A 24187-nucleotide genomic window follows, 5' to 3' on the forward strand; every position below is an offset into this window, starting at 1 on the left:
GACGTCATGAGCTTGGACGAAAACCAGGAAGCCACAGGCAAGAAGAAGTCCGGATTGATGGGACTTCTCGTGCCGCTCATTCTGTTGACCGTGGTCGGCGCCGGCGGTGGTTGGGTCATTGGCGGCATGCTGGCGCCGCGTGTCGAACAGGCCGCGGAAGCAGCCAAGGCGGCGGAAGAGGCCAAGGCTGCTGCGGAAGGCGGCGAGGCTGGAAAGAAGGAGGAGGAAGGCATTCCTCCAATCTCGACGGAAGCGAATGGGGTGGTTGCGCTGGAGCCGATCACCACGAATCTCGCTTACCCTTCGGAAAACTGGGTCCGGCTTGAGGTTGCGATCCTTTTCAACGGCCCGCCGGACGTCAAAGTCGCCGAGGACGTCCACCAGGATATTCTCAGTTATCTGCGCACTGTGTCTCTCCAGCAGATCGAGGGGCCGCGCGGATTTCAATATCTCAAGGATGACATAGAAGAGCGTGTTGACCTTCGTTCGGAAGGGCGCGTATCGAAAGTGATGTTCAGAACGTTTGTGATCGAATGATTCGAATCCTACTCCTCGTCGCCGTCATGATGATGGCGCCGGAACTGGCTCACGCGCAGCAGTTCCCGACGGATATTTTCAACACCCCGATCGATGGATCGGTGGCGGCTTGGATCATTCGTACTTTCGGATTGCTTACGGTGCTCTCTGTAGCGCCTGGCATCCTGATCATGGTCACAAGTTTTCCGCGCTTTCTGATTGCTTTTGCCATCCTGCGCTCAGGGATGGGACTGGCCACCACCCCATCCAACATGATCCTGACCAGCATGGCGCTCTTCATGACCTTTTACGTCATGGCGCCGACCATGGACACGTCGTGGCGCGATGGCGTGCAACCGCTCTTGAACAATCAGATTACCGAAGCGGAAGCAGTGGCGCGCATAGCCGAGCCCTTCCGCACCTTCATGACGGCAAACACCCGGGACAAGGACTTGCGCCTCTTCGTCGACCTCGCCAACGAGCGCGGCCAGACGACGGTCGTGGATGGCAAGGTCGACTACCGCGTTCTCGTTCCGGCCTTCATGCTCTCGGAAATCCGTCGCGGTTTCGAGATCGGCTTCCTGATCATTCTGCCCTTTCTGGTCATCGATATGGTGGTGGCTACAATTACCATGGCCATGGGTATGATGATGCTTCCACCGACCTCAATTTCACTGCCATTCAAGATCTTGTTCTTTGTCTTGATTGACGGCTGGAACCTCCTGGTCGGGAGCCTCGTCCGATCGTTTGTTTAACGATTGGGACGATAGTGCGTTAACCATTACGCCCTTGTTTACCATAGGTTTTTGAATCCCGGCACGCCCCTGCGAGATTAAGGGGTTGGCAAGAATTGGCTGCGAATTTGGTCCTCACACGACGGGTCTGGTACCAAATAGAAAATACCAAATGGCATGAAGCCGAACCGTCGCTGACCGGTAAATCTTGAAGTCCGGTATGTCCCCAATCAGTATTTAGTTCAAAGGGACAAGACCTATGGCCAGCATTCTGACCAACTCCAGCGCTATGTCTGCGCTTTCTACTCTCCGCTCGATCTCCTCGAGCATGGAATCCACGCAGAGCGCCATTTCGACCGGCCTGAAGGTTTCCAAGGCTTCGGACAACGCTGCCTACTGGTCGATCTCGACCACGATGAAATCCGACAACCTTGCTCTGTCCGCTGTCACCGACGCGCTCGGCGTTGGCGCTGCCAAGGTCGATACCGGTTATGCCGGTATGGAATCGGCAATCGACGTCATGCAGGAGATCAAGGCCAAGGTAGTCGCAGCTCAGGAACAGGGCGTCGACAAGGCCAAGGTTCAGGAAGAAATCGTTCAGCTGAAGGAACAGCTGGAGTCGATCGCCAAGAGCTCGTCCTTCAACGGCGAAAACTTCCTCGCGATTGAAACGCCTGAAACCAAGACCGTTGTCTCCGGCTTCGTCCGTGACGCTTCGGGCAACGTTGGTGTCAAGACGACATCTTACGTACAGAGCCAGGACAACCTGCTGTATCGTCTCGACGCCCAGGGCGAAGTTGATGACACGCAGGAATCGATCCTGACCAGCACGGATCAGGTTACCGTCGCCGGTGCTGCTGCTGCCGTTGCTTCGATCAAGATCACCGACCTGGACGTGGAAAACGACGACCTCGACGTGGCTCTGGCTTCGGTTGACCTTGCACTGGAAAAGATGACCAGCGCCGGCGCTCAGCTCGGTTCGCTCTCTGCTCGTATCGAACTGCAGTCGGACTTCTCGTCCAAGCTGTCTGACGCCATCGAGAAGGGCGTAGGCCGTCTCGTCGACGCCGACATGAACGAAGAGTCGACCCGCCTCAAGGCCCTGCAGACCCAGCAGCAGCTGGCAATCCAGGCTCTGTCGATCGCAAACAACGACTCGCAGAACATCCTGTCGCTCTTCCGTTAATCGGAAGCGCATTCCGACTGATAACAGTCGGTTTCGAATAACCCATCCCAGTATGCCTTGGTGGCTGACCAGAGGCGGGATCGGGAAAAGCCCGAACGTCCGGTGGCTGAATCCGGGCAGGGGGCTACGAACAAGGCCGCATCCGAAAGGATGCGGCCTTTCCGTTTTGTTAAACATAATCTGCTACGCGCGCATGCGCGCGAGAGTTGCAAATTTTCTCGCAAATTCTCCCAAGTTTCATTTTCGTTTAGCGCTTCATTAACCTTGATACCGTTATCTAGGTCTCATCAGAGTAGCGAGCTAACTAATAAATTCAGCCAGTTAGCAGGCATGATGCTGTGCGCCGCTCCCGGAGAGACCGGAATGTCCCTTCCTATTCAGCCATTCAAGGGGCAATACAACCATGACGAGCATTCTTACGAATATGGCCGCAATGTCGGCACTCCAGACCCTGCGCACGATCAGCAGCGGCATGGAAGAAACCCAGGGCCGCGTATCGTCCGGCATGCGGGTTGGTGAAGCTTCTGATAACGCCGCTTACTGGTCGATCGCGACCACGATGCGCTCCGACAACATGGCGCTCTCTGCCGTTTCGGATGCCCTCGGTCTCGGCGCCTCGAAGGTTGATACCGCCTACGCCGGTATGGAATCCGCGATCGAAGTCGTGAAGGAAATCAAGGCCAAGCTGGTCACCGCCACCGAAGAAGGCGTCGACAAGGCAAAGGTCCAGGAAGAAATCTCGCAGCTGCAGGAGCAGCTGATGGCGATTGCCGAATCGGCATCGTTCAGCGGTGAAAACTGGATCGCTGGTGGCGTTGGAACGGATACGACAGCCGTAGACGTTACCGTCGTCTCCGGCTTCGTCCGTGACGCCAACAATAACGTCTCGGTCAAGACCACGTCCTATAACCTGAACGCAACAGCGCAGGCTGCTGCTGGTGACCCGCAGATGACCTTGCTGTTCGGTGGCGATGCCACGGGCGTCATCGATGAGGCAACCGGTATCCTCGGTAGCGTTGCAACAGACTGGGCACTCGTCGACTTCGACCAGTCCACCGCTGGTGTGCAGGCTGCTGCTGGTGCCGTTTCTGGCGAATCTGTCTACACGCTGGACATCACCAACTATACCAACACCGACATGGCGGAAGCCCTGACGCTCGTTGATGCAGCACTCGCTGCCATGACCAGCGCCGGCGCTGAACTCGGTTCGATCTCCACCCGCATCGAACTGCAGGAAGATTTCGTCAACAAGCTGTCTGACTCGCTCGACTCGGGCGTTGGCCGTCTCGTTGATGCCGACATGAACGAAGAATCCACGCGCCTCAAGGCACTGCAGACCCAGCAGCAGCTGGCTGTCCAGTCCCTGTCGATCGCCAACTCTTCGACCGAAGTCATCCTGTCGCTCTTCCGTTAAGACGCGCCAAAATACGATCTTTGGAAGCCGCCCTTCGGGGCGGCTTTTTTGTTGTTTTCAATTCGTAAACTTTTGCTGTCGGCAGTTAACTCATCATTAACCATGAGCGCGTTACATGGGGTCATGTAACGATGAATTAACCAAGACGAAGAACTGGTTAAAGGCATTACGCCACACATCATCGTCCCCGGAAAGACCGGGATGTCCCCCCGAAAACTAGCCATTCAAGGGACACGACCGTGACCAGCATCTTGACCAACAACGCAGCGATGGCTGCACTCCAGACTCTCCGCACGATCGACTCGAGCATGCAGGACACCCAGGCGCGCGTGTCCTCAGGCCTCCGTGTCGGCGATGCTTCCGACAACGCCGCCTACTGGTCGATTGCGACCACTATGCGCTCAGACAATATGGCGCTCTCCTCGGTGCAGGATGCACTGGGCCTCGGCGCCGCCAAGATCGATACGGCCTATGCCGCTATGGAAAGCGCCATTGAAGTCGTTAAGGAAATCAAGGCAAAGGTTGTTGCCGCCACGGAAGAAGGCGTCGACAAGTCCAAGATCCAGGAAGAAATTGACCAGCTGCAGGAGCAGCTTCGCTCGATCTCCGAATCGGCAAGCTTCTCCGGTGAAAACTGGGCAGCCGGCGGTGAGAACACCGTGACAGGCCCCGAAAACGTAACGGTCGTCTCGGGCTTCATCCGTGACTCGAACGGCAATGTTTCGGTCGCAACCACAGAATATGTGCTTGATGCGACCACCGCTGACGGCATGACCGTCCTGTTCGGCGGCGACGCCACCGGCTTGATCGATCCCAACTCCGGCATCATCGGCAGTGTCGCCGAAACCTTCGATGCCGAAGTCGACTGGGACAATGACGGGACCGCCGGTGTCAACCCAGTCGAAATCCTCGGTGTCTCCATCGACACACTCGATATCACCACCCTGACCAATGCTGGCATGCAGGAAGCCCTGGCCCTGGTTGAATACGGCCTGCAGTCCATGACCAGCGCCGGCGCGGCGCTCGGTTCGATCTCCATGCGGATCGAGATGCAGGAAAGCTTCGTCGCTGCCCTCACAGACTCCATCGACTCCGGTATCGGCCGTCTGGTCGATGCCGACATGAACGAAGAATCGACTCGCCTCAAGGCGTTGCAGACCCAGCAGCAGCTGGCCATCCAGTCGCTCTCGATCGCCAACTCCGCTTCCGAAAGCATCCTGACGCTCTTCCGTCAGTAAGCGGCATCCGGCTAGGGATGACTTCGTCCCGCCCTGACCGCGTCAGTGTTTTCGGCAAGATCCGCGCCCCTCTTGGGGCGCGGATTTCTTTTTGAGCCTTGCGTGAGGCTTTCTGCGCTGCCGCCGATGGGAAATTTCCCCGGCCGTAGCGCTTGCCATCATCCATAACCCTTTGTTAACTGGCGCTGTTAATGATTTGTTAACATGCGACGGGGACCGCTCGGATGAGAGCTGGTCTGCATGATGCCCGCCCGTCGCGACCGGCTTGCTTCCGGATGCGCAAAACAATTCTCAAGGGCATCACGCATGACCAGCATTATGACCAACGCAGCCGCGATGGCTGCGCTCCAGACGCTTCGTTCGATCGACACCAACCTTGAGACGACCCAGAGACGGGTCTCCTCCGGCTACCGGGTCGAAACCGCGTCGGACAATGCCGGTTACTGGTCTATTGCGACCACGATGCGTTCGGACAATGCTGCCCTCTCCACCGTGGCGGACGCACTGGGTCTTGGTGCGGCGACTGTTGATACCGCTTACACGGCCCTGGATAACGTTGTCGAAGTCATGTCGACGATCAAGTCCAAGCTGGTCGCGGCCAGCGAACCTGGCGTCGACAAGAACAAGATCAACGAGGAAATGACACAGCTGAAGAACCAGCTCGTCTCCTCGGCCCAGTCTGCGTCCTTCTCCGGCGAAAACTGGCTCTACAACAGCGATGCCGGCGTCCTTGGCATGAAGCAGGTGGTCTCCTCCTTCGTCCGCGGCGCAGACGGCAGCGTTCAGGTGACGACGCTCGATTTCGATACGGCCGACTCGGTGCTGATCGACATCCAGGATTCCAGCCGTGGCTTCCTGACCAAGGCGATTGACGCCGACCTTCTCATCGACCCCGCGACAGGTGTCCCACGCGAGTACTTCCTGCTCGACATGGGCTCGGCACCAGCAGGCGCAGCCGAGATTGCCATTGATGAGACGACAAGCAGCGAAGACCTGGCCGACATGATCAGCGTCGTCGACGATCTCATTCAGCAGTTGACCGATTCGGCCGCGACCCTGGGCGCGATCACCAGCCGTATCGAAATGCAGGATAACTTCGTCTCCAACCTCATGGATGTGATTTCCAAAGGTATCGGCCGTCTCGTCGATGCGGACATGAACGAAGAGTCGACTCGCCTCAAGGCGCTCCAGACCCAGCAGCAGCTCGGCATCCAGGCGCTCTCGATTGCCAATACCAGTGCCGAAAAGCTCCTGACGCTGTTCCAGCAGTAATGAAAGCGCACCGGCGACGCCCGTTCGCCGGTCCTTTTCATGGCCGCAGCCGGAGGTTCCCTTCACCCTCGCGCAAGTTTGAACCCCTAGCTTCCTGGATGAATATGGCACAGTCGCCGCGCTGCTGTCGCTTACCCGAAAGTAAGATCGAGGCTGCAGGATGAGTGAAGACCTTCGGGAAGCCATGATGTCTGATTTACCCGACGCATCGGCCAGGCTGTTCCAGCCGATGCATGTCGCCGATGGAGGCGATTGCCGATGAACATGCCGTTGACACGCTATCTCAAGGATTTCTCTGCCCCACCGGAGCCCCCTGCGCCGGTGCCGTCGGTGTTCGACCTGTCGATCGATGAGGGTATGGATCTCGACTTTCCCGCACTGCCCGAACCCGAGCCGGTGGATGTCGAAGCCATCAGACGGGAGGCTTATGCGGAAGGTCACGAGGCGGGACGGATCGAGGCAACACAGGCTTTCGAAGTGGATCGGCAGGCACTCGAAATCGGCAATGCGCAAACGCTGGCCGAACATGACCGGCGCCTGCGCGAGGAGTTTTCCACGACACTGGGTGAGCAGTTGCCGCACCTGATCCGGCAGATGTCGCTCGCCATCAGCGAGCAGGTCGCACGCGCGCTGGTCCCGCTGTTCAGCGAGGCCGTCGCGGCCAAGGCAGTCGAAGAACTTGGCCGCCAGTTGGAGGCCGCAATCCTCGCCGGGGAGGCGGGCACCATTCGCGTCAAGGGTCCGCGCGGCCTGTTTGACCAATTGCTGGCAGCAATGCCGGAACATGCAGCCCTGCTGCGCCACGTCGAGGGCGACGATCTCGACCTTTCGGCTGAATTCGGCGACGCCGCCCTTGTCACGCGTATCTCGGCATTTGCGGCCAGCCTGAAGAAGGTTATGGAATGAGCGACGAAAATCATCACCACGGCAAGAACGAGATCATCATCGTCAAGCGCCACAAGGGCGATCACGACGGCGCCCATGGCGGCGCATGGAAGATCGCCTTTGCCGACTTCATGACAGCGATGATGGCCTTCTTCCTCGTGATGTGGCTCGTCAACGCGGCCAATGAGGAAACCAAGGCCTCCGTCGCAAGCTACTTCAACCCGATCAAGCTGGCCGACGAAAAGCCGACCGAAAAAGGGCTGAAGAAGCCCGTTGATCAGGCGGAAGGTGAGCAGAAGCAGGAGCGCTCCCAGGTTGATGAAAATCAGGACAAGGTTGGTTCCGCTGCGGCCACCGGCGAAGATCTGACGGCGTCGTCGGGCGAGAACTCCAACTATTCCGAGGCGGATTTCTTCGAAAATCCATACTCCGTTCTGGCTGAAATTGCTCAGGAAGTCGGCCAGCAGGCCAATGTCAGCGCCAAGGGTGAGGGGGGCGCCGCCGATTCTGGCCCGTCAACCGGCGCACAGGGCGGCGAAGCCTATCGCGACCCTTTCGATCCCGATTTCTGGACACAGCAGGTTCAGACAGCCGTTGGCCCTAAGGGCGAGCCGACCGATGCTGCCACGCCCTCTGACCAGCAGACACAGCCGACTACAGATGTCACGGCGCCCGAAGGCCAGCCCGAAGTTGCCCTCGTCATTCCCGGTCAAAAGCCGATCCTCGATGGGCAGACGCCGACGGAAATGGTGACGCCGACCGAAGAAAGGCCGGATGTCGCGCCCGAGGCCAAGCAGGATCCAGCCAAGGCTGATCCAGCGAAAACAGCCGACGATGCCAAGGCTGGAGACAAGGCGCAGCAGGACCCCGCCCAGACGGCCGAGCAGAAGCTTGAAGCCCAGACGGCGGATGCGGAAGCCTTGCGCGCAAAGATCGTTGAGGCCATTGGCGGCGCTGCCGGGAAGCTGCCGGAAGGCCTCGTGGTCACACCGGCCGAGGGCGGCGTGCTGGTCACCATCAGCGACCAAAGCGAAGATCCCATGTTCAATGTCGGCTCCGCCGTTCCTCGTCGCGACCTCGTTGTCGCGATGGAGGCGATCGGCAAGCTGTTGCAGGAACGCGACGGCCAGATCATCATCCGTGGCCATACGGACGGACGTCAGTTCCGTGGCACGGAAAATGACAACTGGCGCCTGTCGATGGCGCGTGCCCATTCGGCTTATTACATGCTGGTCCGTGGCGGCCTGTCTGAAAATCGGGTCGAGCAGGTCTCCGGCTTTGCCGATCGTCGTCTGCAGGTGCCGGACGACCCGCTGGCCGATGCCAACCGTCGCATCGAAATCCTCGTCCAGGCAGAGCAGGGCTGATCCATGGTTCTGCGGCGCTTCTCCCTCATTGCTTTGGCTGGTTGTGCGGCTGCCCTTTTGGGCAGCTTGCCGGCCATGGCGCAGGGAGCAGAGCATATCGAACCCTACCGCATGTTGCGATCCTTGCAATTCGTGCAGGATAGCGTTGTGCGGGGCGACCATTCGGCTGCAGACATGCAGCGCTTCATGCTCGGCACCATCGACCAGCGTCTGCGCGAGGCGGATCCGGCCATCTTCGCCGATCCCCGCAATGTCGATGCGGCCCTGATCTATGCGATGAGCGGCGGCAATCCGCAGACGCTCGAATTCCTTGTTGCCCGAGACGTTGACGGCCACTTCGACAATCGCGTCGCCGATGCCCTGCGCAAATATCTGAGCGGCAAGGGCACGCTGATCTCAAAGACGCTTGGCGAGATTCTCGTTGAATACAAGGATACCGATATCGCGCCCTATCTGGCGCTTGTCGCTGGCAATGTCACGATCGCACTCGATCCGGCAGCAGCGTTGAAACACTACGACTGGGCGCGCCTCAGTGCTCCCGGCACAATCGTCGAGGAAGCCGCCTTGCGCCGATCCTTGTCGGTCGCCGTGGAAGCGCACATGGTCGACAAGGCCAAGGGATATGCGAACCGCTATGCCCGCCGCTTTCTTTATTCGCCCTATGCGAGCCAGTTCGCCGATCTGTTCGTCGAACTGGTTGTGGCAAATGTCGGCGCCGTTCAGCCGGCGGATATCGAGGCGACCCTGTCCTATATGGATGTCGACCGCCGCCGTGAAGTCTATCTGCGCATGGCGCGGCGTGCCGCCATTGACGGCCAGAAGGATTTAGCGCTGCTTGCATCCGAACAGGCCGGTAAATTGGCCGGAGATGCGGCAGGCGATGATGCGATGGCCAAGCTTTACGGCACGCTGGTCAAGGTGCCAACCGAAGGTGTCGGTGATGCGATTGCAGCGCTGACGGCAATTCCCGAGGCGGCGCTCACTCCGCGCGACAAGGCTTTGCGCCAGGCGGCCGAGACCATCGCCAAGGAAGTGCTGCGCAAGCCGGAAGCACCACAAAGCCCGCCGGACGGTGCGCCTGGCGCTGAGCCCGCAGCACAAGACGCGGCCGCGACCGCCGCAGCTGCGGCTGATCCCGAATTGCAGGATCCGTTCGCACCGGTTGCAGCACCGGACAGCGCTCCGACAGCCGAGAAGCAAGCTGCAGATGGCGCGGCCACGACCCCGTCTGCCGAGGCGCCGCAGACCGCAGCCAAAGCTTCTGCCGAACAGGCGGAAGCCCCCGCAATCGATCCGCAACTGGCAACATTTCTGGAAGCAGGACGCTCCAAACTTGGCGCGATAGACGATCTCCTGGAGGAGGAAGGCCCATGACCATGATGGATGCACTCGTAGCCCCGCGCACGACCAGCCCGGATGCCGCCCTATCGCGCTCCGGAACAGCAGGACGTGCAGATGGTCAGGGGGAAGACGGCTTCTCCAAGGTCATGTCCAGCGCTGGCCGCAACGACAGCAGGGAGCAAAAGGCCACCGATGACCAGGTCGATGCAGAGGATGGCGCCGAGGGCGGCGAAATTCCCGGCGAAACCCGGCAGGCAACGGGCAAGAAGCCGATCATCGAGATATCCGGCCAGCTTCAGCAGGCCGCGCAGACGGCTCAGGAAAAGGTCGCAGACCATTTCGCCGGTTTGGTGGTGAAAGCCGCTGACGGCAAGGCGCAGAAGGGCGAGACGGCAGTCCGCGCCGGCAAGGGTGAAAAAGCCGATAAGGCGGATGCCTCGGCCAAGTCCGATCTGGAAAGCGCACTCGAAGGAATCGGTGAAGGCGACGGTACCGATGTCGAGACCGCCGAAACTGTCGTCGTCGAAGCAAAGACAGATGGCATCGGCGATGTTCTGCAACTTCTGTCCTCGGCAGTGGGTGAGGCGGTTTCGGAAGCGGTGCAGGCCGATACGGCGGACGGCCGCAAAACGGCGGTTGACGCTAAGGCCGAACTTTCCATGGCACGTGCAGACTCCGAAGCTCGCATCTCCGGCGGATCGACTGACACTGGCACTGAAGGTGGCGGATCGGATGGAGATCGGACTTTCCGCTTCGTCCGTGCCGATGGCAAGGGCCAGGCATTGACGATGCGCAGCGAAACGGCCGCGAGCCAGGCTGAGCAGACGGAGCCGACGAAGGTCGAGACCGTCACTGTCATGGATGCGCGCCGCTTCATTGCGCCGGCGTCGACGTCCAATGGCGCAGCGGTCACGGCCGCCATGCTCGGTGACAGCGAATGGGTCAATGCCATGCAGCCCGGATCGGAGCTGGCCAATGCGGCCACGCAAACCAGTCAGGGCAAGGTAGTCCACACGCTGAAGCTCCAGATGACCCCTATTGAGCTTGGCAGCGTCACAGCGACCCTGAAGCTCGTCGGTGACGAACTGAGCGTCCAACTCACAGTCGACAACCACGCCGCCTTGCGCCAGCTCCAGTCTGATCAGTCGGACATGCTGAAAGCGCTGAAGGCGCAGGGCCTGACTGTCGATCAGGTGCAGGTCACCCTGCAACTGGCGCCGACCGACAAGAGCGCTGACACCGCCGGGCAGAGCAGCACGTCCGGCCAGCAGCTTGGCCAGCAGGCACAGCAATCAGGCAGCCAGGCAGGCAATCAGGAACGCCGGGAAGCGGCAGGAAACATGACGAGGACGGCCGATGATCGCAGCGCTCAGGAGCTTACGGCACAGGCTTCCGGTGCTGGCAGTCAGTCTTCTGGTCAGCTTTACATCTGACCTGGGCGCTCCGGCGCTGGCCAATGTCGGTTCCTGTGAGCGCGCAATCACCAATGCGGCGGCACGATACGGCATTCCGGCCGGCATCCTCTATTCGGTGGGTTTGACGGAGACGGGTCGCAAGGGCAGCCTTCAGCCCTATGCGATCAATGTCGAAGGCAAGGCCTATTACTTCGACAATCTGGACGCCGCATTGGAGGGCTTCGAGACAGCGCGATCATCCGGCGCGAAGCTGATCGATGTCGGCTGCATGCAGATCAACCAGCACTTCCACGGGGAGCATTTCACCTCCGTGGAGGCCATGTTCGACCCGCGCAAGAACGTCGAATATGCGGCGAGCTTCCTCAACAATCTCCATCGACGCCATGAAACCTGGACCATGGCCGTCGCACGATATCACGCTGGCCCCAACAATGACCCCGCGCAGAAGCGCTATGTCTGTCGCGTCATCGCCAATCTGGTGGCGACAGGTTACGGTAAATGGACACCGCCGGCGCGACAATTTTGCGGTGAATGACAATCAAAAGTTGATTGACAGCCACAATTATGGCGATTTGCAAAATGCGGCGAGACTGTGATCTGGCGACCAGACCAATAGCTTGCGCGAAGCTTGCGTTAACTTTTCCACTGAAAAATAGTGATGCATTGGTCCTTTATCTACTACATATAGATCAAATCGGACCCCAATGGTTAATCAATTATTAAAATCCATGGTTAATTTTCGCCAGTTGTTCGTGAATCCCCCGATTCGTACCCATAGCTATCGAAACACCACACTGATTCGGAGGCGGACGAATGATCGTAGTGGTTGATGAGCGCGAGCTCGTTAAGGACGGCTATACTTCTCTATTTGGACGCGAGGGAATTCCCTCGACAGGATTCGACCCTCGAGAATTCGGGGATTGGGTCAGCACGGCGGCGGATTCCGACATTGCGGCGGTTGAGGCTTTTGTACTCGGGCAGGGCGACATGTTGCTCGAACTGCCCCGTCAGATCCGTGACCGGACGCAGGCACCAGTGATCGCGGTCAGCGATCAGCCGTCGCTCGAGGCGACGCTGGCGCTCTTCGATTGCGGCGTCGATGACGTCGTGCGCAAGCCGGTTCATCCCCGGGAAATTCTGGCACGGGCTGCCGCCATCCGGCGCAGACTGCGTGCGATCACCAACTTCACCGAAATCGGTCCGATCAAGGTGTTCTCAGACGGCCGCGATCCCGAGATCTCCGGCGACGTCTTCCCCTTGCCGCGCCGTGAGCGCCGCATCCTGGAATATTTGGTCGCCAACCGCGGTCGTCGCGTTTCCAAGACCCAGATCTTCAATGCGATCTACGGAATCTTCGACGAAGAAGTCGAAGAGAACGTCGTCGAAAGCCACATCTCCAAACTGCGCAAGAAGCTGCGCAAGAAGCTCGGCTACGACCCGGTCGATTCCAAGCGCTTCCTTGGCTACTGCATCGACTGGAGCTGAAGCTGCCTGCAATGCGGGCCCCGAAAACCGGCCCCTCCGATCAGTTCGGACGGGGCCGTTTTTGTCAGACAGCTTCACGCAAGGCCCACTGAATACTCTCCCCTTAATTACGGAAACGAGGATTTGATATGAGCCTTTACGGAACGATGCGAACAGGTGTCTCGGGCATGAATGCACAGGCAAACCGCCTGGGCACCGTTGCAGACAACATCGCGAATTCCAGCACGGTCGGCTACAAGAAGGCCTCCGTCCAGTTTTCCTCGATGATTCTGCCGACCACCAACGGCGCCTACAATTCGGGCGGCGTCGAGACCGACATCCGCTACTCGATCTCCAGCCAGGGGACGTTCAGCTACACGACATCGGAGACCGATCTCGCCATCAACGGCGACGGCTTCTTTGTCGTCAGCGGGACCGACGGCACGCCTTACCTCACCCGCGCCGGTTCTTTCGTGCTGCAGGATGACGGCACGCTGAAGAACACCGCCGGCTACACCCTGATGGGCTACGAATATGATTCGGCTGCCGACCCGACCATCGTCGTCAACGGCTTCGACGGCCTGGAAGCAGTCGACCTGTCGGGCTCCGGCATTTCTGCTGTTGCTTCGACCGAAGGCACGCTCAACGTCAACCTGCCGAATGGCGAGGCCGTCGGTTTCGTTCAGACGACGTCGCTCAAGGTCTTCGATAGCCAGGGTTCGAGCCGCCTGATCGAGTTCACCTACACGAAGACCGCCGCGAACAACTGGACGGTTACGGCGACCGGTCCCGGTACGCCTGCCACCGTTCTCGCTTCCACACCGCTGGTCTTCGACACGGACGGCAAACTGACGACGCCGGCTTCTGGAACGCTCGGCCTTACCTCCTTCACGATTGATGGCGCAACAGTTCCTGGAATTTCGCTGGAGATCGGTAATACCACGCAGCTGGCCTCCGACTTCTCCGTGGAAGAAGGTGAAGTCGACGGCAATGCTGCGTCGAAGGTCAAGGGTTACGAGATCGACGAAGCGGGTATCGTCTCTATCGCCTATGAAAATGGCGATCTGGTACCGAAGTTCCGCGTGGCACTCGCCAGCGTGCAGAGCCCGGACGAACTGAACCCGGTTGCCGGCAACCTCTACACCCAGTCGAACTCTTCGGGCGTCATCGTCATGGGTTATGCCGGGTCCAGCGGCTTCGGCTCCATCATCTCCGGCGCTCTCGAAGATTCGAACGTCGACGTGGCTGAAGAGCTGACGGCCATGATCGAATCGCAGCGTAACTACACGGCAAACTCCAAGGTATTTCAGACCGGTTCCGAATTGATGGAAACCCTGGTCAACCTGAAGAGATAATTGAAAGAGTAGGTTAGTCCTATGTCGCTTGCATCGTCGCTCAATACGGCCAATTCGATCTTCCGGAACACATCGCAGCAGACTGCGGTGGTCTCGACGAACATCGCCAACGACGGCAACGAGAACTATGTCCGTCGCCAGTCGGTGGTGGTCCAGACGATCTACGGTGCATCGACCACGCAGAACGAGCGTTCGCAGCAGATGGCTCTGCTGCGACAGCTCTCCTCGTCCACGTCGCAGCAGAGCGCCCAGACCAATCTGCTCGACGGGCTGACCAGCCTGTCGGACGCGCTCGGCGGCAACGACTACGAGCTGTCGACCTCCACTTTCATGGCCAACCTGCAGAGCAGCCTGCAGTCCTTTGCCGCAGCCCCAGGGGAGTCAGCTCTTGCCTCCACGGTGGTAACCGACGCCATCGACGTCGCCAATTCGCTAAACGATGCAACGAAGTCGACCCAGGCGTTGCGCGCGGAATCCGATGCTCAGATCTACGAGCAAGTCCAGTCGCTGAACAAGCTGCTCGCAGAGTTCAAGACGGTCAATGACACCGTGGTGCGGATGACGGCGACGGGGGGCGATGCCAGCGATTATCTTGATCGCCGGGACACCCTGCTCAAGGAAATTTCGGACATCGTCGGTGTGAGCGTCAACATGCGCACCAACAGCGACATGGTCCTCTACACGTCTGATGGCACGACCCTGTTCGAAACCGATCCGCGCGAAGTCTCCTTCGTGCGCACTTATACCTATGACGCGACGGTCACCGGCAATTCGATTTTCATCGATGGCACGGCAGTCAAAGCCGGCGTCGGTGGCAACACTGACGGTGAAGGCTCGCTTGCAGCGCTTGTGCAGCTGCGCGATGTCGTGGCCCCGACCTTCCAGAACCAGTTGGACGAAGTTGCCCGCGGTCTGATTGAAGCTTTCCAGGAAACTGATGCTAGCGGCCTCAATCCGCTTCCGGGCCTTTTCACCTGGCCGACGGGTACCGTTCCGACGACCGGTACCGTTCAGCCTGGTCTTGCAGCCCTGATCAAGGTCAATGATGCAGTCCGGTCTGATGCCGGCGGCGATCCGACCCTGATCCGCGACGGTGGGATCAACGGCGCGGCCTATGTCAAGAACACAGCCGGATCCTCCGGCTATACCGAACTGATCAACGCCTATGTCGACCAGCTTTCGGCTGACCGCGCCTTTTCCGCCGATGCCGATCTGAAGACCACGTCCAGCCTCCTGTCCTTCGCCAGCAACTCGATCGGCTGGCTCGAAGAACTGCGCTCAAACGCGACAGCGGCGGAAGAGAACAAGGCCGCTCTCTACGAGCGAACCTTCCAGACCTATTCCTCCAAGACGGCTGTCAGCCTCGATGAGGAACTGTCGCTGCTGCTCGATGTAGAGCAGTCATACAAGGCTGCAGCAAAACTCGTTTCGACGGTGGACGAGATGTTGGCGGCTGTTCTTGAAATGGCGGGGTAATCCCTAATGTCGACGTCCAGCGTATCCAATCTCTCGATCCAGACCTCCATGCGACTGACCATCCGTCAGGCGCAGACCGAGCTGCTGAAGGCACAGGAAGAGGTCAGCACCGGGCACTTCTACGACATCGGCGCGGAACTCGGCAGCAAGACGTCCACGGTTGTCGATCTCAACCGGGAAAGCCTTCGGCTGTCCTCGATGGTCAGCAACAATTCGATCGCGACGCAGCGACTGTCGGCCTCGCAGGAGGCTCTGACCCAGATCGCTTCGGCGGCCGAGGACATGAACAACGCGCTGATCACCATCTCCGGCTCGTCAAACACGGATACGGTCGAGACGACCGTCATGACCGTCAAGAACTCGCTGTCGACCATGATCAGCATGGCAAACCAGTCGGCAAACGGCGAATTTCTCTTTGCCGGAATCAACACCGACGTCCAGCCGCTTGCCGAATACAACGCGACTTCTGCCGCCAAGACAGCCTTCGATGCATCCTTTACCGCCTATTTCGGCTTTCCGCCGACGGACACGGTCGGCACGGCGACGATCGCCGCGACGGGCGTGCCGAGCATGGAGGATTTCATCACCAGCGTCCTCGAGCCGATGTATTCCGGCACGGACTGGACCACAGACTGGTCGAGCGCAACCGATCAGGTGATGACCAGCCGCATCACCCAGTCCGAGACGGTCTCGACATCCGCCTCGGCCAACGCCAGCGGCTTCCGTAACTTCGCACTGGCAGCCGTCGTGACGCAGGAATTGATGACCATCGGTGCCCCGGCCAGTGCCGTGACCGTCGCGATCAATGCCGCGATCGACTTCACCGGCCGTGCGATTACGGGGATCAACTCGACGCGCTCGCAACTTGGCTTGTCGGAAAACCGGATCGAGAAGGCGGATGCCTCGCTCAAGGTCCAGATCGACATCATCGATACGAGCCTTTCAAGCAAGATTGAAGTGGATGCGTACGAAGCCTCGACTCGCGTTAACTCTCTGCTTTCCATGGTGGAAGCTTCCTACACTCTGACCGCGAAGATCCAGGCGCTGTCCCTTGTAAACTACCTTTGATGAGCAAAGGGTGAAATGAAACTGAAGGGCAACTGAATGTACCAGTTCTCATACGCCGAAATCATGGAGGATGGCGTTGCCGACGCGAAAGATCGCGAACGACAAGCCCTCGACCGTTGTATCCAGCTTCTCGGCGCGGCCCGCGACACGACCAGCTATTCTCGCGAAGCCATCGAGGCGATCTACTATACCCGCCGGGTCTGGATCCGCCTTGTTGAAGACCTGCAGAACCCCGAGAACCAGCTTGATGAAGCTGTTCGGGCCAATCTGATTTCCATAGCCATCTGGATCCTGAAGGAATGCGACCGCATCCGGAAGCGCCAATCCACCAATTTCCAGGGCATCATCGACGTGACAACCATCATCAGGGATGGACTTAAATGAAGAGCACTTTGCGCATCTCCCTCAAGTCGGGTGAACGTATCTTTATCAACGGGGCGGTTCTTCGCGTCGACCGCAAGGTTGCTCTCGAATTCATGAATGATGTCACGTTCCTGCTCGAGAACCATGTTCTGCAGCCGGAACAGGCCACCACGCCGCTGCGTCAGCTGTATTTCATCGCGCAGATGATGCTGATCAATCCGGAAGGCAAGGATCAGTCGCTCGTGATGTTCCGCAAGTCGGTCATCATGCTCCTGTCCTGCTTCGAGAACGAGGAAATCCTCGCCGAACTGAAGCGCATCGACGGAATGGTTTCGTCCGGTCGCGCCTTTGACGCCCTGAAGGCCATTCGCTCGCTTTATCCGATCGAGGATCAGATCCTGAACAATCAGGAAATGACGCCGGCGACGATCGAACAGATCCGCAAGGAGATTGCACCATGGCGGTAGACGCAGTTACCTCCGCGACCAGCACAACGACGACCACGACCAGCTCGTCGGCCTCCGCCGCAGCCAGCGCCTCGGTTGACTATGACAGCTTTCTCAAGCTGCTGATCGCGCAGATGCAGAACCAGGATCCGACGAACCCGATGGATGCCAGCGAGCAGATCTCGCAGCTGGCGACCTTCTCGCAGGTCGAACAGTCCATTCAGATGAATTCGAACCTGGAAACGTTGATCACCGGCAATGCGCTGACGAATGCCAGCAACTACATCGGCAAGACGATCACCAGCGCCGATGAGAAGACAACCGGTGTTGTCGCCTCGGTTCGCGTCTATTCCGATACGATGGTGGCAACCACCACGGACGGTAAGGAAATCCCGATCGTCGTCGGCGTTCGTGTCGGAACCGTACCGGCGACCACCACGACCACCGAGACGACCGACTCGTAAAAATGCTAGGCCTTCCGGAGTGGAGGGCATGATTCGCCACTCCGGGAGAACCGTCTCATGAACGAGGCAGATGCACTCGACATTCTGCAGGCCGCCATCTGGACGATCGTGGTGGCCTCTGGCCCGGCGGTTGCCGCCGGCATGCTGGTCGGCGTTGTGATCGCACTGATACAGGCGCTCACCCAGATTCAGGAAATGACGCTGACCTTCGTTCCGAAGATCCTCGCCATCATGATCACCATCGGGATCTCTGCCCCCTTTGTCGGCGCGCAGATCTCGCTCTTCGCCAATCTCGTCTTCTCGCGCATACAATCGGGCTTCTGAGCCCCGTGTCTGACACCCTCGCGCAAGCTTGGGCCGCTACGTCTTGGGCAGACTGCCGGAAAGTGTGATTCCGGCCGACTTCTCATGAAGAGACGGGTAAGACATGGCGCAACCTCCTGCACTCGTAATTCCGAATGTCAGCCCTCAGGGCCGTGATATCGGCTTTGCCTTCGGCATCGTCGTCATCCTCTGCATCCTGTTCCTGCCGATCCCACCCTTCCTTATCGATATGGGACTGGCCTTCTCGATCGCCTTTTCGGTGCTGATCCTGATGGTCTCACTGTGGATCCGGCGACCACTGGATTTCTCGTCATTTCCGACGATCCTTCTGATCGCGACCATGATCCGTCTGTCGCTCAACATCGCGACCACGCGTGTCATCCTGTCCCACGGCCATGAGGGACATGGAGCGGCCGGCGGCGTGATTGAAGGCTTCGCCAACCTCGTCATGGGCGGCGACTTCGTCATCGGTTTGATCGTTTTCATGATCCTGATCACGGTCAACTTCATCGTCATCACCAAGGGTGCGACGCGTATCGCTGAAGTTGGCGCCCGCTTCACACTCGATGCCATTCCCGGCAAGCAGATGTCGATCGACGCCGACTTGTCGGCCGGCATCATCGACGAGAAGGAAGCCCAGCATCGGCGTAAGGAACTGGAGCAGGAAAGCTCGTTCTTCGGCGCCATGGACGGTGCCTCGAAATTCGTCCGCGGTGACGCGATCGCTGGCCTGATCATCACGGCGATCAACGTCGTTGGCGGTATCATCATCGGCTACTTCCGCCACGGCATGGAACTGGGCGAAGCCGCTGACGTCTTCGTCAAGCTCTCCGTCGGCGACGGTATCGTTTCCCAGGTTCCGGCCCTCATCGTCTCGTTGGCCGCAGGTCTGCTCGTATCGCGCGGCGGCACGCCGGGCTCCACCGACGAGGCCGTCATCAATCAGCTGAGCGGTTATCCCCGGGCGCTCCTGGTCGCAGCATCGCTGATGGCAGCACTGGCGCTCGTACCGGGCCTGCCGTTCATCCCCTTTGTAGCCCTTGGCGGTATCATGGGTTTTGGCGCCTGGTTCATTCCGCGCCAGCTGGCGGCGGAAAACAAGCTCAAGCGCGAGAACGAGGAAAAGCAGGTTATCCAGAGCAAGGAAGCCGAGAAGGACTCCGTCAAGTCCGTGCTCAAGACCGCCGAAATCGAACTTGCACTTGGCAAGATGGTTTCGACAAGGCTTCTGGGTGCCCACCAGGAACTGGCGTTCCGCGTCGGCAAAATGCGCAAGAAGTTCGCCAGCCAGTACGGTTTCGTCGTGCCTGAAATCAAGGTCACCGACGACATCGGTATTCCGGAAAAATCCTATCAGATACGTATCCACGGCACGACGGTCGCCTCGAACAATCTGCGCGTCGGCGAAGTTCTTGTTGTCACCGGGGCAGGGCGCAAGCCCAAGGTGCCGGGCGACGAGATCCGTGAACCCGCCTTTGGCATGCCGGCCGTCTCGGTTCTGGAAACCTTCACGGAAGAACTGAAGCGCGAGGGCTTCCACCCGATCGACAACGTCTCGGTCGTCTTGACCCACATGAGCGAGGTCATCCGCAACAACCTGCCGCAACTTTTGTCCTACAAGGACGTCAAGATCCTGATCGATCGCCTCGACCCGGAATACAAGAAGCTCGCCGACGAAATTTGCTCGTCGCACATGTCTTATTCAGGCCTGCAGGCGGTGTTGAAACTGCTTCTCGCCGAGCGCGTGTCGATCCGCAACCTGCATCTGATCCTCGAAGCCGTGGCCGAACTTGCCCCGCATGTCCGCAAGACCGAGCAGATCGTCGAGCATGTCCGTGTCCGCATGGCTCAGCAGCTTTGCGGCGACCTGACCGACAACGGCGTGTTGCGCGTTCTGCGCCTCGGCTCCAAATGGGATCTCGTCTTCCACCAGGCGCTCAAGCGCGATGCCAAGGGCGAGATCGTCGAATTCGACATCGATCCGCGCAGCCTGGAGGAGTTCTCCGAACAGGCAAGCCGCGTCGTTCGTGAATTCATGGATAAGGGGTTGCCTTTCGTACTTGTCACGTCGCCGGAAACGCGGTCCTATGTGCGCATGATCATCGAACGACTCTTTGCCACCTTGCCCGTTCTGTCGCATGTCGAACTCGCCAAGGGCATCGAGATCAAGATCCTGGGTTCCATTTCATGATAGCCGACCCGCAGGGGACTGTTCTGGTGCTGTTTGCGATCTTTTGTCGGATCGGCGCCTGTATCATGACCCTGCCGGGCTTCTCCTCGGCGCGCATCTCGATGAATATCCGCCTGCTGCTCGCGGTGGCCATCTCGATCTCGCTCACGCCGCTTCTGTTCGATACGGTCTATCCGCGGATTTCCGGCACAGGCGCGAGCATGATTGCGGTCATTGTCGCGGAAGTGCTGATCGGGATGATGTACGGTCTCGTTCCACGCTTCTTTGTTCTCGGCCTGCAATTTGCCGGGACATCCATGTCCATGGCCATCGGCCTCAGTTCTCCTGGCTCGGGTGACGTCCTGGAAGACACGAGCGAAACGGCGCTGACAAACATGATCAGCTTTGCCGGTCTCTTGATCCTCTTCATGCTCGACTTTCACCATGTCGTCTTTCGCGCACTGGCCGAATCCTATTCGGTCATGCCGATCGGCGACATGCCCGATACCCAGAAGATGCTGATCACGCTGACCGACACCCTCTCTGCCACCTTCATCTTGATGTTGCGGCTTGCCAGCCCCTTCCTGATCTTCGGCTTGATGTTCAATGTGGGCGTTGGTCTGGTCAACAAGCTCGCCCCGCAGATTCCGATCTTCTACATCTCCACGCCCTATCTGCTGATGGGTGGACTGGTGCTGCTCTACTTCTCGATCTCGGCCATGGTCATGCAGTTCGCGCGCTACTTCCCGATGATCTTCGACTTCTGACCGGAGGGCATGCATGGGTCCGCAAAAGAAATCCGATAAATTGAAGCGCCTTGTTGCGGTCCAGCGCCACATGGAACGCATGGCCGAAAGCGATGTGCGGCTGACGAGGACCCGGATCGAGGAAAACGCTGCCTCGATGGACACGGTCATGAATGCGATCGGCTCGCTCGATCCTCTGCACCGGATGTTTGCACAGAACTACGCCGACCGTTTCGACCGTTTGGCGGCAACCGACAAGCAGTTGCACAGCCTCCAGCATGTTCAGGAAATGAAGGTCATGCGCGAGCGTGCCAAAGGCGACAGGCTGGAGGAAAACATGAAGGAGGCCCGCGCCCACGAAGACCGAAAGGGCGAGGACGACGCCATCTACGACCTTCTCGATATCCGCTACGCGACACCAGCCTCCAGCAAGGTTGAAGAGCGATAGTCGCCCAAACCAATATCGAGGATGTTACCGTGGCCATTTCCCCTCCGAGCGATCTCGTGCTGGATGTTGTGCGCGCCGCCGACCCGTCGCAAGTTGCCGCAGCCCAGGAACTGTTGAAGACAAACCGCGCCAATTTCGTCGCGACGAGCCTTGCCGAAAAGGGCGCAGGCTTCGGCGCGACGGTCGACATTCTCAACCGCGCTACGACGGCGGCGAGGGTCGAGAACTTGGCCGAGAGACCGGAAGCGCCCGGCAAGCCGCCAAAGGCGTACCGCGATTTCGAGGCCGTCTATCTGACCAACTTTGTCCAGTCCATGCTGCCCGCCGAAAGCGAGGAAGTATACGGCAAGGGCAATGCAGGCGAGATGTGGAAGAGCATGATGGCCGAGCAGATCGGTGGCGTGCTCGCCGATTCCGGCAGTGTCGGCATTGCCAAGCAGATGTATGCCGACGCCCTGAAGCGTGAACGCGGCATGGGCGAAGAGGCCGTCAACACATCGACAGACCCGGTCGACCGCAACATTGCCATGAGCTGGGTAACCGATCTTGAGCGGCGCACGCTCGGCTTTGCCAGCGAAGAACAGAATTCCTGATTTCAAAAAAAGACTAGGGTGATAATTCATGGAAGTGGTTTCAAGCGAATATCGCGTCAAAACGGTCTTGAGCCGGCTTGAGCGCATCATCGACAATGAAAACGAGCGTATCGGCAAGGATCCGGAGTTCGATTTCAAGGTGTCGAATGCCCATAAGAGCCGTTGCCTCTACGAATTGACCATGCTGTTTCGCGATACCGATCCGGCTGAATTTGCTGTCAACTATGTCGAGCAACTGCATGCACTGAAGAGCAAGCTGGCGATCAACGCCCGACGCGTCGAAGCGCATCTCAACGCCGTTCGCGCAGTCGCTGATCTGCTCAAGAATGCAGTGCAGGAAGCAGACGGCGACGGCACCTATTCCCAGGAACAATTCACGTTCAGCGAGTTCTGATGGGGAAGCTGCTCGGCATTGGCCTGTGGGTCTGCATCGTGACGCTCGGCGCGGTCTATGGGTCGATCTATATGGCCACCGCGCCGAAGGAGACGACCGAGGAGGCCGCAAAGCCGCTCGAACTCGTCCCCGGCGAAGCGATCACAGTGCCGGTTCTGGCCAAGGGTGGCGTGACCGGTTACTTCCTGACCCGCATCTCCTTCATGATTGACAAGGAGAAGATGAAGGGTGAGCCGCTGCCTTTGACAGAGTTGATGACGGACCAGCTCTTCACCATGCTGACCGGTGAGAAGATGGTCGATCTCGACAATGTCGAGAATTTTGACCTCGAGGCCTTTCGCGGAAAGATCAAGACCGAAATGAATGCGCGGCTAGGCGGCGAATTCATCGACAAGGTTCTGATCGAGCAAATCGACTATGTGTCGCAGGCCGCCGCACGCCGCGCAGCCGAAGGCGCTCCGGGCCCGATGGAGCGCACCAAGATCGCCGAAGAAAAAGTGGTTGAGGAAAAGGCCCCATCCGGTCACTGAGCGGGCGTTGCACCATACACTGCCGTCGGGGGTCGATTAACCAAGGTTGACCGACCCCTGCGATTAAAGGGCTTTCCTTTACCTGAATTTCAGCAGTTCCGGATAGGATGCGATCCTCAGTTCGCATCGGGATTGCACCATGTCTTCCACATCCTTACAGGCCAGGGCCCGCGCGGTTGCGCGGGAAGGGGAACGCCCCGCAAGCATGATGGCTGCGGAGGTTGCGAGCCTGCCGATCCTTGGTCTTCCGGTGTTGGACCTCAGCTGGTCCGAGGGGCTCGACTTCCTTGATATGCGCCTTACAGAGGCCGCATCCTTCGGGCATATCGCCTTTCTCAATGCCAACAATGCCAATATCATGGTGCGCGACAGCGCCTATCGCGACGTCTTGGAGCGATCCATCGTGCTCGCAGACGGCATCGGTGTCGATATTGCGGCACGGCTTCTGCATGGGGCACGATTTTCCGCCAATCTGAACGGCACCGATCTCGTCCCCGCACTCCTGACCTATATCGAAACACCGCTGCGCGTGGGTTTGATCGGCGCGACATCGAGCGTCCTTGAAGACGCGGCCCGCAATTTTCGTCGCCATGCGCCCTGGCACAGCTTCGTTGAGATCTCCGACGGTTATTTCGATCGTGCCGAGCCCGGTGTCATCGTCGAGCGTATATCGGCGGCGAAACTCGATCTTCTTCTCGTCGCCATGGGAACTCCCTTGCAGGAAAAATGGGTCGACCGTCATCTCGGGCCAAGCCATGCGCGCGTTGTCATGAGCGTCGGCGCACTCCTCGATTTCGTCTCCGGTCATGTGCCGCGCGCGCCGAACCGGTTCCGGCGCCTGCGTCTCGAATGGCTCTATCGTTTGTGGCTGGAGCCATCGCGGCTGTGGCGGCGCTATGTCGTCGGGATCCCTGTCTTCCTTTTCCACATCTGGCGCCACCGGGCCAAGGGCCGCGCGCAAGCGACGTCGCGATGACT

26 protein-coding genes are annotated in these 24187 nt (G+C 59.1%); all 26 read left to right on the plus strand.

Annotation, left to right across the window (positions count from 1 at the left end; genetic code table 11):
• Window positions 1-6: 6 nt before the first annotated feature.
• Window positions 7-537 (plus strand): flagellar basal body-associated FliL family protein, encoded by a 531-nt coding sequence (locus ACSV9I_RS05045; RefSeq protein ID WP_054159674.1) that lies wholly within the window; start codon window positions 7-9, stop codon window positions 535-537.
• Window positions 534-1271, plus strand: coding sequence for a flagellar type III secretion system pore protein FliP (fliP, locus tag ACSV9I_RS05050; RefSeq protein ID WP_054159673.1), 738 nt, complete (start codon window positions 534-536; stop codon window positions 1269-1271). Before ACSV9I_RS05045 ends, fliP begins: the two co-directional genes overlap by 4 nt.
• 238 nt (window positions 1272-1509) lie before the next feature.
• The gene (locus ACSV9I_RS05055) at window positions 1510-2436 is read left to right on the plus strand and encodes a flagellin (RefSeq protein ID WP_054159672.1); all 927 of its coding nucleotides are present in this window, start codon (window positions 1510-1512) and stop codon (window positions 2434-2436) included.
• 403 nt (window positions 2437-2839) lie between these two features.
• Complete coding sequence (locus tag ACSV9I_RS05060; protein ID WP_438327735.1) at window positions 2840-3850, plus strand: flagellin; 1011 nt, start codon at window positions 2840-2842, stop codon at window positions 3848-3850.
• A gap of 239 nt (window positions 3851-4089) precedes the next feature.
• Window positions 4090-5088, plus strand: coding sequence for a flagellin (locus ACSV9I_RS05065; protein WP_438327736.1), 999 nt, complete (start codon window positions 4090-4092; stop codon window positions 5086-5088).
• A gap of 306 nt (window positions 5089-5394) precedes the next feature.
• Entirely contained in the window at window positions 5395-6360 is a 966-nt protein-coding gene (locus tag ACSV9I_RS05070) for a flagellin (RefSeq protein ID WP_438327738.1), read from the plus strand.
• Between the two features lie 258 nt (window positions 6361-6618).
• Complete coding sequence (locus ACSV9I_RS05075) at window positions 6619-7266, plus strand: GTPase (RefSeq protein WP_438327739.1); 648 nt, start codon at window positions 6619-6621, stop codon at window positions 7264-7266.
• On the plus strand, window positions 7263-8612 hold the full coding sequence (locus tag ACSV9I_RS05080) for a MotB family protein (protein WP_438327740.1): 1350 nt from the start codon (window positions 7263-7265) through the stop codon (window positions 8610-8612). The genes ACSV9I_RS05075 and ACSV9I_RS05080 overlap by 4 nt, the downstream gene beginning before the upstream one ends.
• A gap of 3 nt (window positions 8613-8615) precedes the next feature.
• Window positions 8616-9986, plus strand: a complete 1371-nt coding sequence (gene motC / locus ACSV9I_RS05085; RefSeq protein ID WP_438327741.1) for a chemotaxis protein MotC — start codon at window positions 8616-8618, stop codon at window positions 9984-9986.
• The gene (locus ACSV9I_RS05090) at window positions 9983-11386 is read left to right on the plus strand and encodes a flagellar hook-length control protein FliK (RefSeq protein WP_438327742.1); all 1404 of its coding nucleotides are present in this window, start codon (window positions 9983-9985) and stop codon (window positions 11384-11386) included. Before motC ends, ACSV9I_RS05090 begins: the two co-directional genes overlap by 4 nt.
• Window positions 11310-11903 (plus strand): transglycosylase SLT domain-containing protein, encoded by a 594-nt coding sequence (locus tag ACSV9I_RS05095; protein WP_438327744.1) that lies wholly within the window; start codon window positions 11310-11312, stop codon window positions 11901-11903. Before ACSV9I_RS05090 ends, ACSV9I_RS05095 begins: the two co-directional genes overlap by 77 nt.
• 278 nt (window positions 11904-12181) lie before the next feature.
• Window positions 12182-12853, plus strand: coding sequence for a transcriptional activator Rem (rem, locus tag ACSV9I_RS05100; RefSeq protein ID WP_054159663.1), 672 nt, complete (start codon window positions 12182-12184; stop codon window positions 12851-12853).
• 128 nt (window positions 12854-12981) lie between these two features.
• The gene (locus tag ACSV9I_RS05105; RefSeq protein ID WP_054159662.1) at window positions 12982-14187 is read left to right on the plus strand and encodes a flagellar hook protein FlgE; all 1206 of its coding nucleotides are present in this window, start codon (window positions 12982-12984) and stop codon (window positions 14185-14187) included.
• 21 nt (window positions 14188-14208) lie between these two features.
• The gene (gene flgK / locus ACSV9I_RS05110; RefSeq protein WP_438327745.1) at window positions 14209-15663 is read left to right on the plus strand and encodes a flagellar hook-associated protein FlgK; all 1455 of its coding nucleotides are present in this window, start codon (window positions 14209-14211) and stop codon (window positions 15661-15663) included.
• Between the two features lie 6 nt (window positions 15664-15669).
• Window positions 15670-16731, plus strand: a complete 1062-nt coding sequence (locus ACSV9I_RS05115) for a flagellar hook-associated family protein (RefSeq protein WP_054159660.1) — start codon at window positions 15670-15672, stop codon at window positions 16729-16731.
• Between the two features lie 36 nt (window positions 16732-16767).
• Window positions 16768-17115 (plus strand): flagellar biosynthesis regulator FlaF, encoded by a 348-nt coding sequence (gene flaF / locus ACSV9I_RS05120; protein ID WP_054159659.1) that lies wholly within the window; start codon window positions 16768-16770, stop codon window positions 17113-17115.
• The gene (gene flbT / locus ACSV9I_RS05125) at window positions 17112-17561 is read left to right on the plus strand and encodes a flagellar biosynthesis repressor FlbT (RefSeq protein WP_054159658.1); all 450 of its coding nucleotides are present in this window, start codon (window positions 17112-17114) and stop codon (window positions 17559-17561) included. The genes flaF and flbT overlap by 4 nt, the downstream gene beginning before the upstream one ends.
• Window positions 17552-18004, plus strand: a complete 453-nt coding sequence (flgD, locus tag ACSV9I_RS05130; RefSeq protein WP_438327746.1) for a flagellar hook assembly protein FlgD — start codon at window positions 17552-17554, stop codon at window positions 18002-18004. Before flbT ends, flgD begins: the two co-directional genes overlap by 10 nt.
• 57 nt (window positions 18005-18061) lie before the next feature.
• Entirely contained in the window at window positions 18062-18328 is a 267-nt protein-coding gene (gene fliQ, locus ACSV9I_RS05135; RefSeq protein ID WP_054159656.1) for a flagellar biosynthesis protein FliQ, read from the plus strand.
• Between the two features lie 103 nt (window positions 18329-18431).
• Window positions 18432-20519: a flagellar biosynthesis protein FlhA gene (flhA, locus tag ACSV9I_RS05140; protein ID WP_054159655.1), complete on the plus strand. Its 2088-nt coding sequence runs from the start codon at window positions 18432-18434 to the stop codon at window positions 20517-20519.
• Complete coding sequence (gene fliR, locus ACSV9I_RS05145; RefSeq protein WP_438327747.1) at window positions 20516-21265, plus strand: flagellar biosynthetic protein FliR; 750 nt, start codon at window positions 20516-20518, stop codon at window positions 21263-21265. The genes flhA and fliR overlap by 4 nt, the downstream gene beginning before the upstream one ends.
• Before the next feature lie 13 nt (window positions 21266-21278).
• On the plus strand, window positions 21279-21692 hold the full coding sequence (locus ACSV9I_RS05150; protein ID WP_438327748.1) for a hypothetical protein: 414 nt from the start codon (window positions 21279-21281) through the stop codon (window positions 21690-21692).
• 29 nt (window positions 21693-21721) lie between these two features.
• Entirely contained in the window at window positions 21722-22285 is a 564-nt protein-coding gene (locus ACSV9I_RS05155; protein ID WP_054159652.1) for a rod-binding protein, read from the plus strand.
• Window positions 22286-22313: 28 nt separating this feature from the next.
• Window positions 22314-22679 carry a hypothetical protein gene (locus ACSV9I_RS05160; RefSeq protein ID WP_054159651.1) on the plus strand — a complete coding sequence of 122 codons (366 nt, stop codon included), beginning with the start codon at window positions 22314-22316 and terminating at the stop codon, window positions 22677-22679.
• Window positions 22679-23209, plus strand: coding sequence for a flagellar basal body-associated FliL family protein (locus ACSV9I_RS05165; RefSeq protein WP_054159650.1), 531 nt, complete (start codon window positions 22679-22681; stop codon window positions 23207-23209). Before ACSV9I_RS05160 ends, ACSV9I_RS05165 begins: the two co-directional genes overlap by 1 nt.
• Before the next feature lie 139 nt (window positions 23210-23348).
• Window positions 23349-24185, plus strand: a complete 837-nt coding sequence (locus tag ACSV9I_RS05170; RefSeq protein WP_438327749.1) for a WecB/TagA/CpsF family glycosyltransferase — start codon at window positions 23349-23351, stop codon at window positions 24183-24185.
• Window positions 24186-24187: the final 2 nt, after the last annotated feature.

Origin of the sequence: Rhizobium sp. G187, from assembly GCF_051549525.1 — a bacterium.
Lineage (GTDB): Bacteria > Pseudomonadota > Alphaproteobacteria > Rhizobiales > Rhizobiaceae > Allorhizobium.

Bases quoted from the DNA above. Each gene is read 5' to 3' on its own strand.
- ACSV9I_RS05045 (WP_054159674.1), top strand. From the start codon at position 7: ATGAGCTTGGACGAAAACCAGGAAGCCACAGGCAAGAAGAAGTCCGGA.
- fliP (WP_054159673.1), top strand. From the start codon at position 534: ATGATTCGAATCCTACTCCTCGTCGCCGTCATGATGATGGCGCCGGAA.
- ACSV9I_RS05055 (WP_054159672.1), top strand. From the start codon at position 1,510: ATGGCCAGCATTCTGACCAACTCCAGCGCTATGTCTGCGCTTTCTACT.
- ACSV9I_RS05060 (WP_438327735.1), top strand. From the start codon at position 2,840: ATGACGAGCATTCTTACGAATATGGCCGCAATGTCGGCACTCCAGACC.
- ACSV9I_RS05070 (WP_438327738.1), top strand. From the start codon at position 5,395: ATGACCAGCATTATGACCAACGCAGCCGCGATGGCTGCGCTCCAGACG.
- ACSV9I_RS05075 (WP_438327739.1), top strand. From the start codon at position 6,619: ATGAACATGCCGTTGACACGCTATCTCAAGGATTTCTCTGCCCCACCG.
- ACSV9I_RS05080 (WP_438327740.1), top strand. From the start codon at position 7,263: ATGAGCGACGAAAATCATCACCACGGCAAGAACGAGATCATCATCGTC.
- motC (WP_438327741.1), top strand. From the start codon at position 8,616: ATGGTTCTGCGGCGCTTCTCCCTCATTGCTTTGGCTGGTTGTGCGGCT.
- ACSV9I_RS05090 (WP_438327742.1), top strand. From the start codon at position 9,983: ATGACCATGATGGATGCACTCGTAGCCCCGCGCACGACCAGCCCGGAT.
- ACSV9I_RS05095 (WP_438327744.1), top strand. From the start codon at position 11,310: ATGATCGCAGCGCTCAGGAGCTTACGGCACAGGCTTCCGGTGCTGGCA.
- rem (WP_054159663.1), top strand. From the start codon at position 12,182: ATGATCGTAGTGGTTGATGAGCGCGAGCTCGTTAAGGACGGCTATACT.
- ACSV9I_RS05105 (WP_054159662.1), top strand. From the start codon at position 12,982: ATGAGCCTTTACGGAACGATGCGAACAGGTGTCTCGGGCATGAATGCA.
- flgK (WP_438327745.1), top strand. From the start codon at position 14,209: ATGTCGCTTGCATCGTCGCTCAATACGGCCAATTCGATCTTCCGGAAC.
- ACSV9I_RS05115 (WP_054159660.1), top strand. From the start codon at position 15,670: ATGTCGACGTCCAGCGTATCCAATCTCTCGATCCAGACCTCCATGCGA.
- flaF (WP_054159659.1), top strand. From the start codon at position 16,768: ATGTACCAGTTCTCATACGCCGAAATCATGGAGGATGGCGTTGCCGAC.
- flbT (WP_054159658.1), top strand. From the start codon at position 17,112: ATGAAGAGCACTTTGCGCATCTCCCTCAAGTCGGGTGAACGTATCTTT.
- flgD (WP_438327746.1), top strand. From the start codon at position 17,552: ATGGCGGTAGACGCAGTTACCTCCGCGACCAGCACAACGACGACCACG.
- fliQ (WP_054159656.1), top strand. From the start codon at position 18,062: ATGAACGAGGCAGATGCACTCGACATTCTGCAGGCCGCCATCTGGACG.
- flhA (WP_054159655.1), top strand. From the start codon at position 18,432: ATGGCGCAACCTCCTGCACTCGTAATTCCGAATGTCAGCCCTCAGGGC.
- fliR (WP_438327747.1), top strand. From the start codon at position 20,516: ATGATAGCCGACCCGCAGGGGACTGTTCTGGTGCTGTTTGCGATCTTT.
- ACSV9I_RS05150 (WP_438327748.1), top strand. From the start codon at position 21,279: ATGGGTCCGCAAAAGAAATCCGATAAATTGAAGCGCCTTGTTGCGGTC.
- ACSV9I_RS05160 (WP_054159651.1), top strand. From the start codon at position 22,314: ATGGAAGTGGTTTCAAGCGAATATCGCGTCAAAACGGTCTTGAGCCGG.
- ACSV9I_RS05165 (WP_054159650.1), top strand. From the start codon at position 22,679: ATGGGGAAGCTGCTCGGCATTGGCCTGTGGGTCTGCATCGTGACGCTC.
- ACSV9I_RS05170 (WP_438327749.1), top strand. From the start codon at position 23,349: ATGTCTTCCACATCCTTACAGGCCAGGGCCCGCGCGGTTGCGCGGGAA.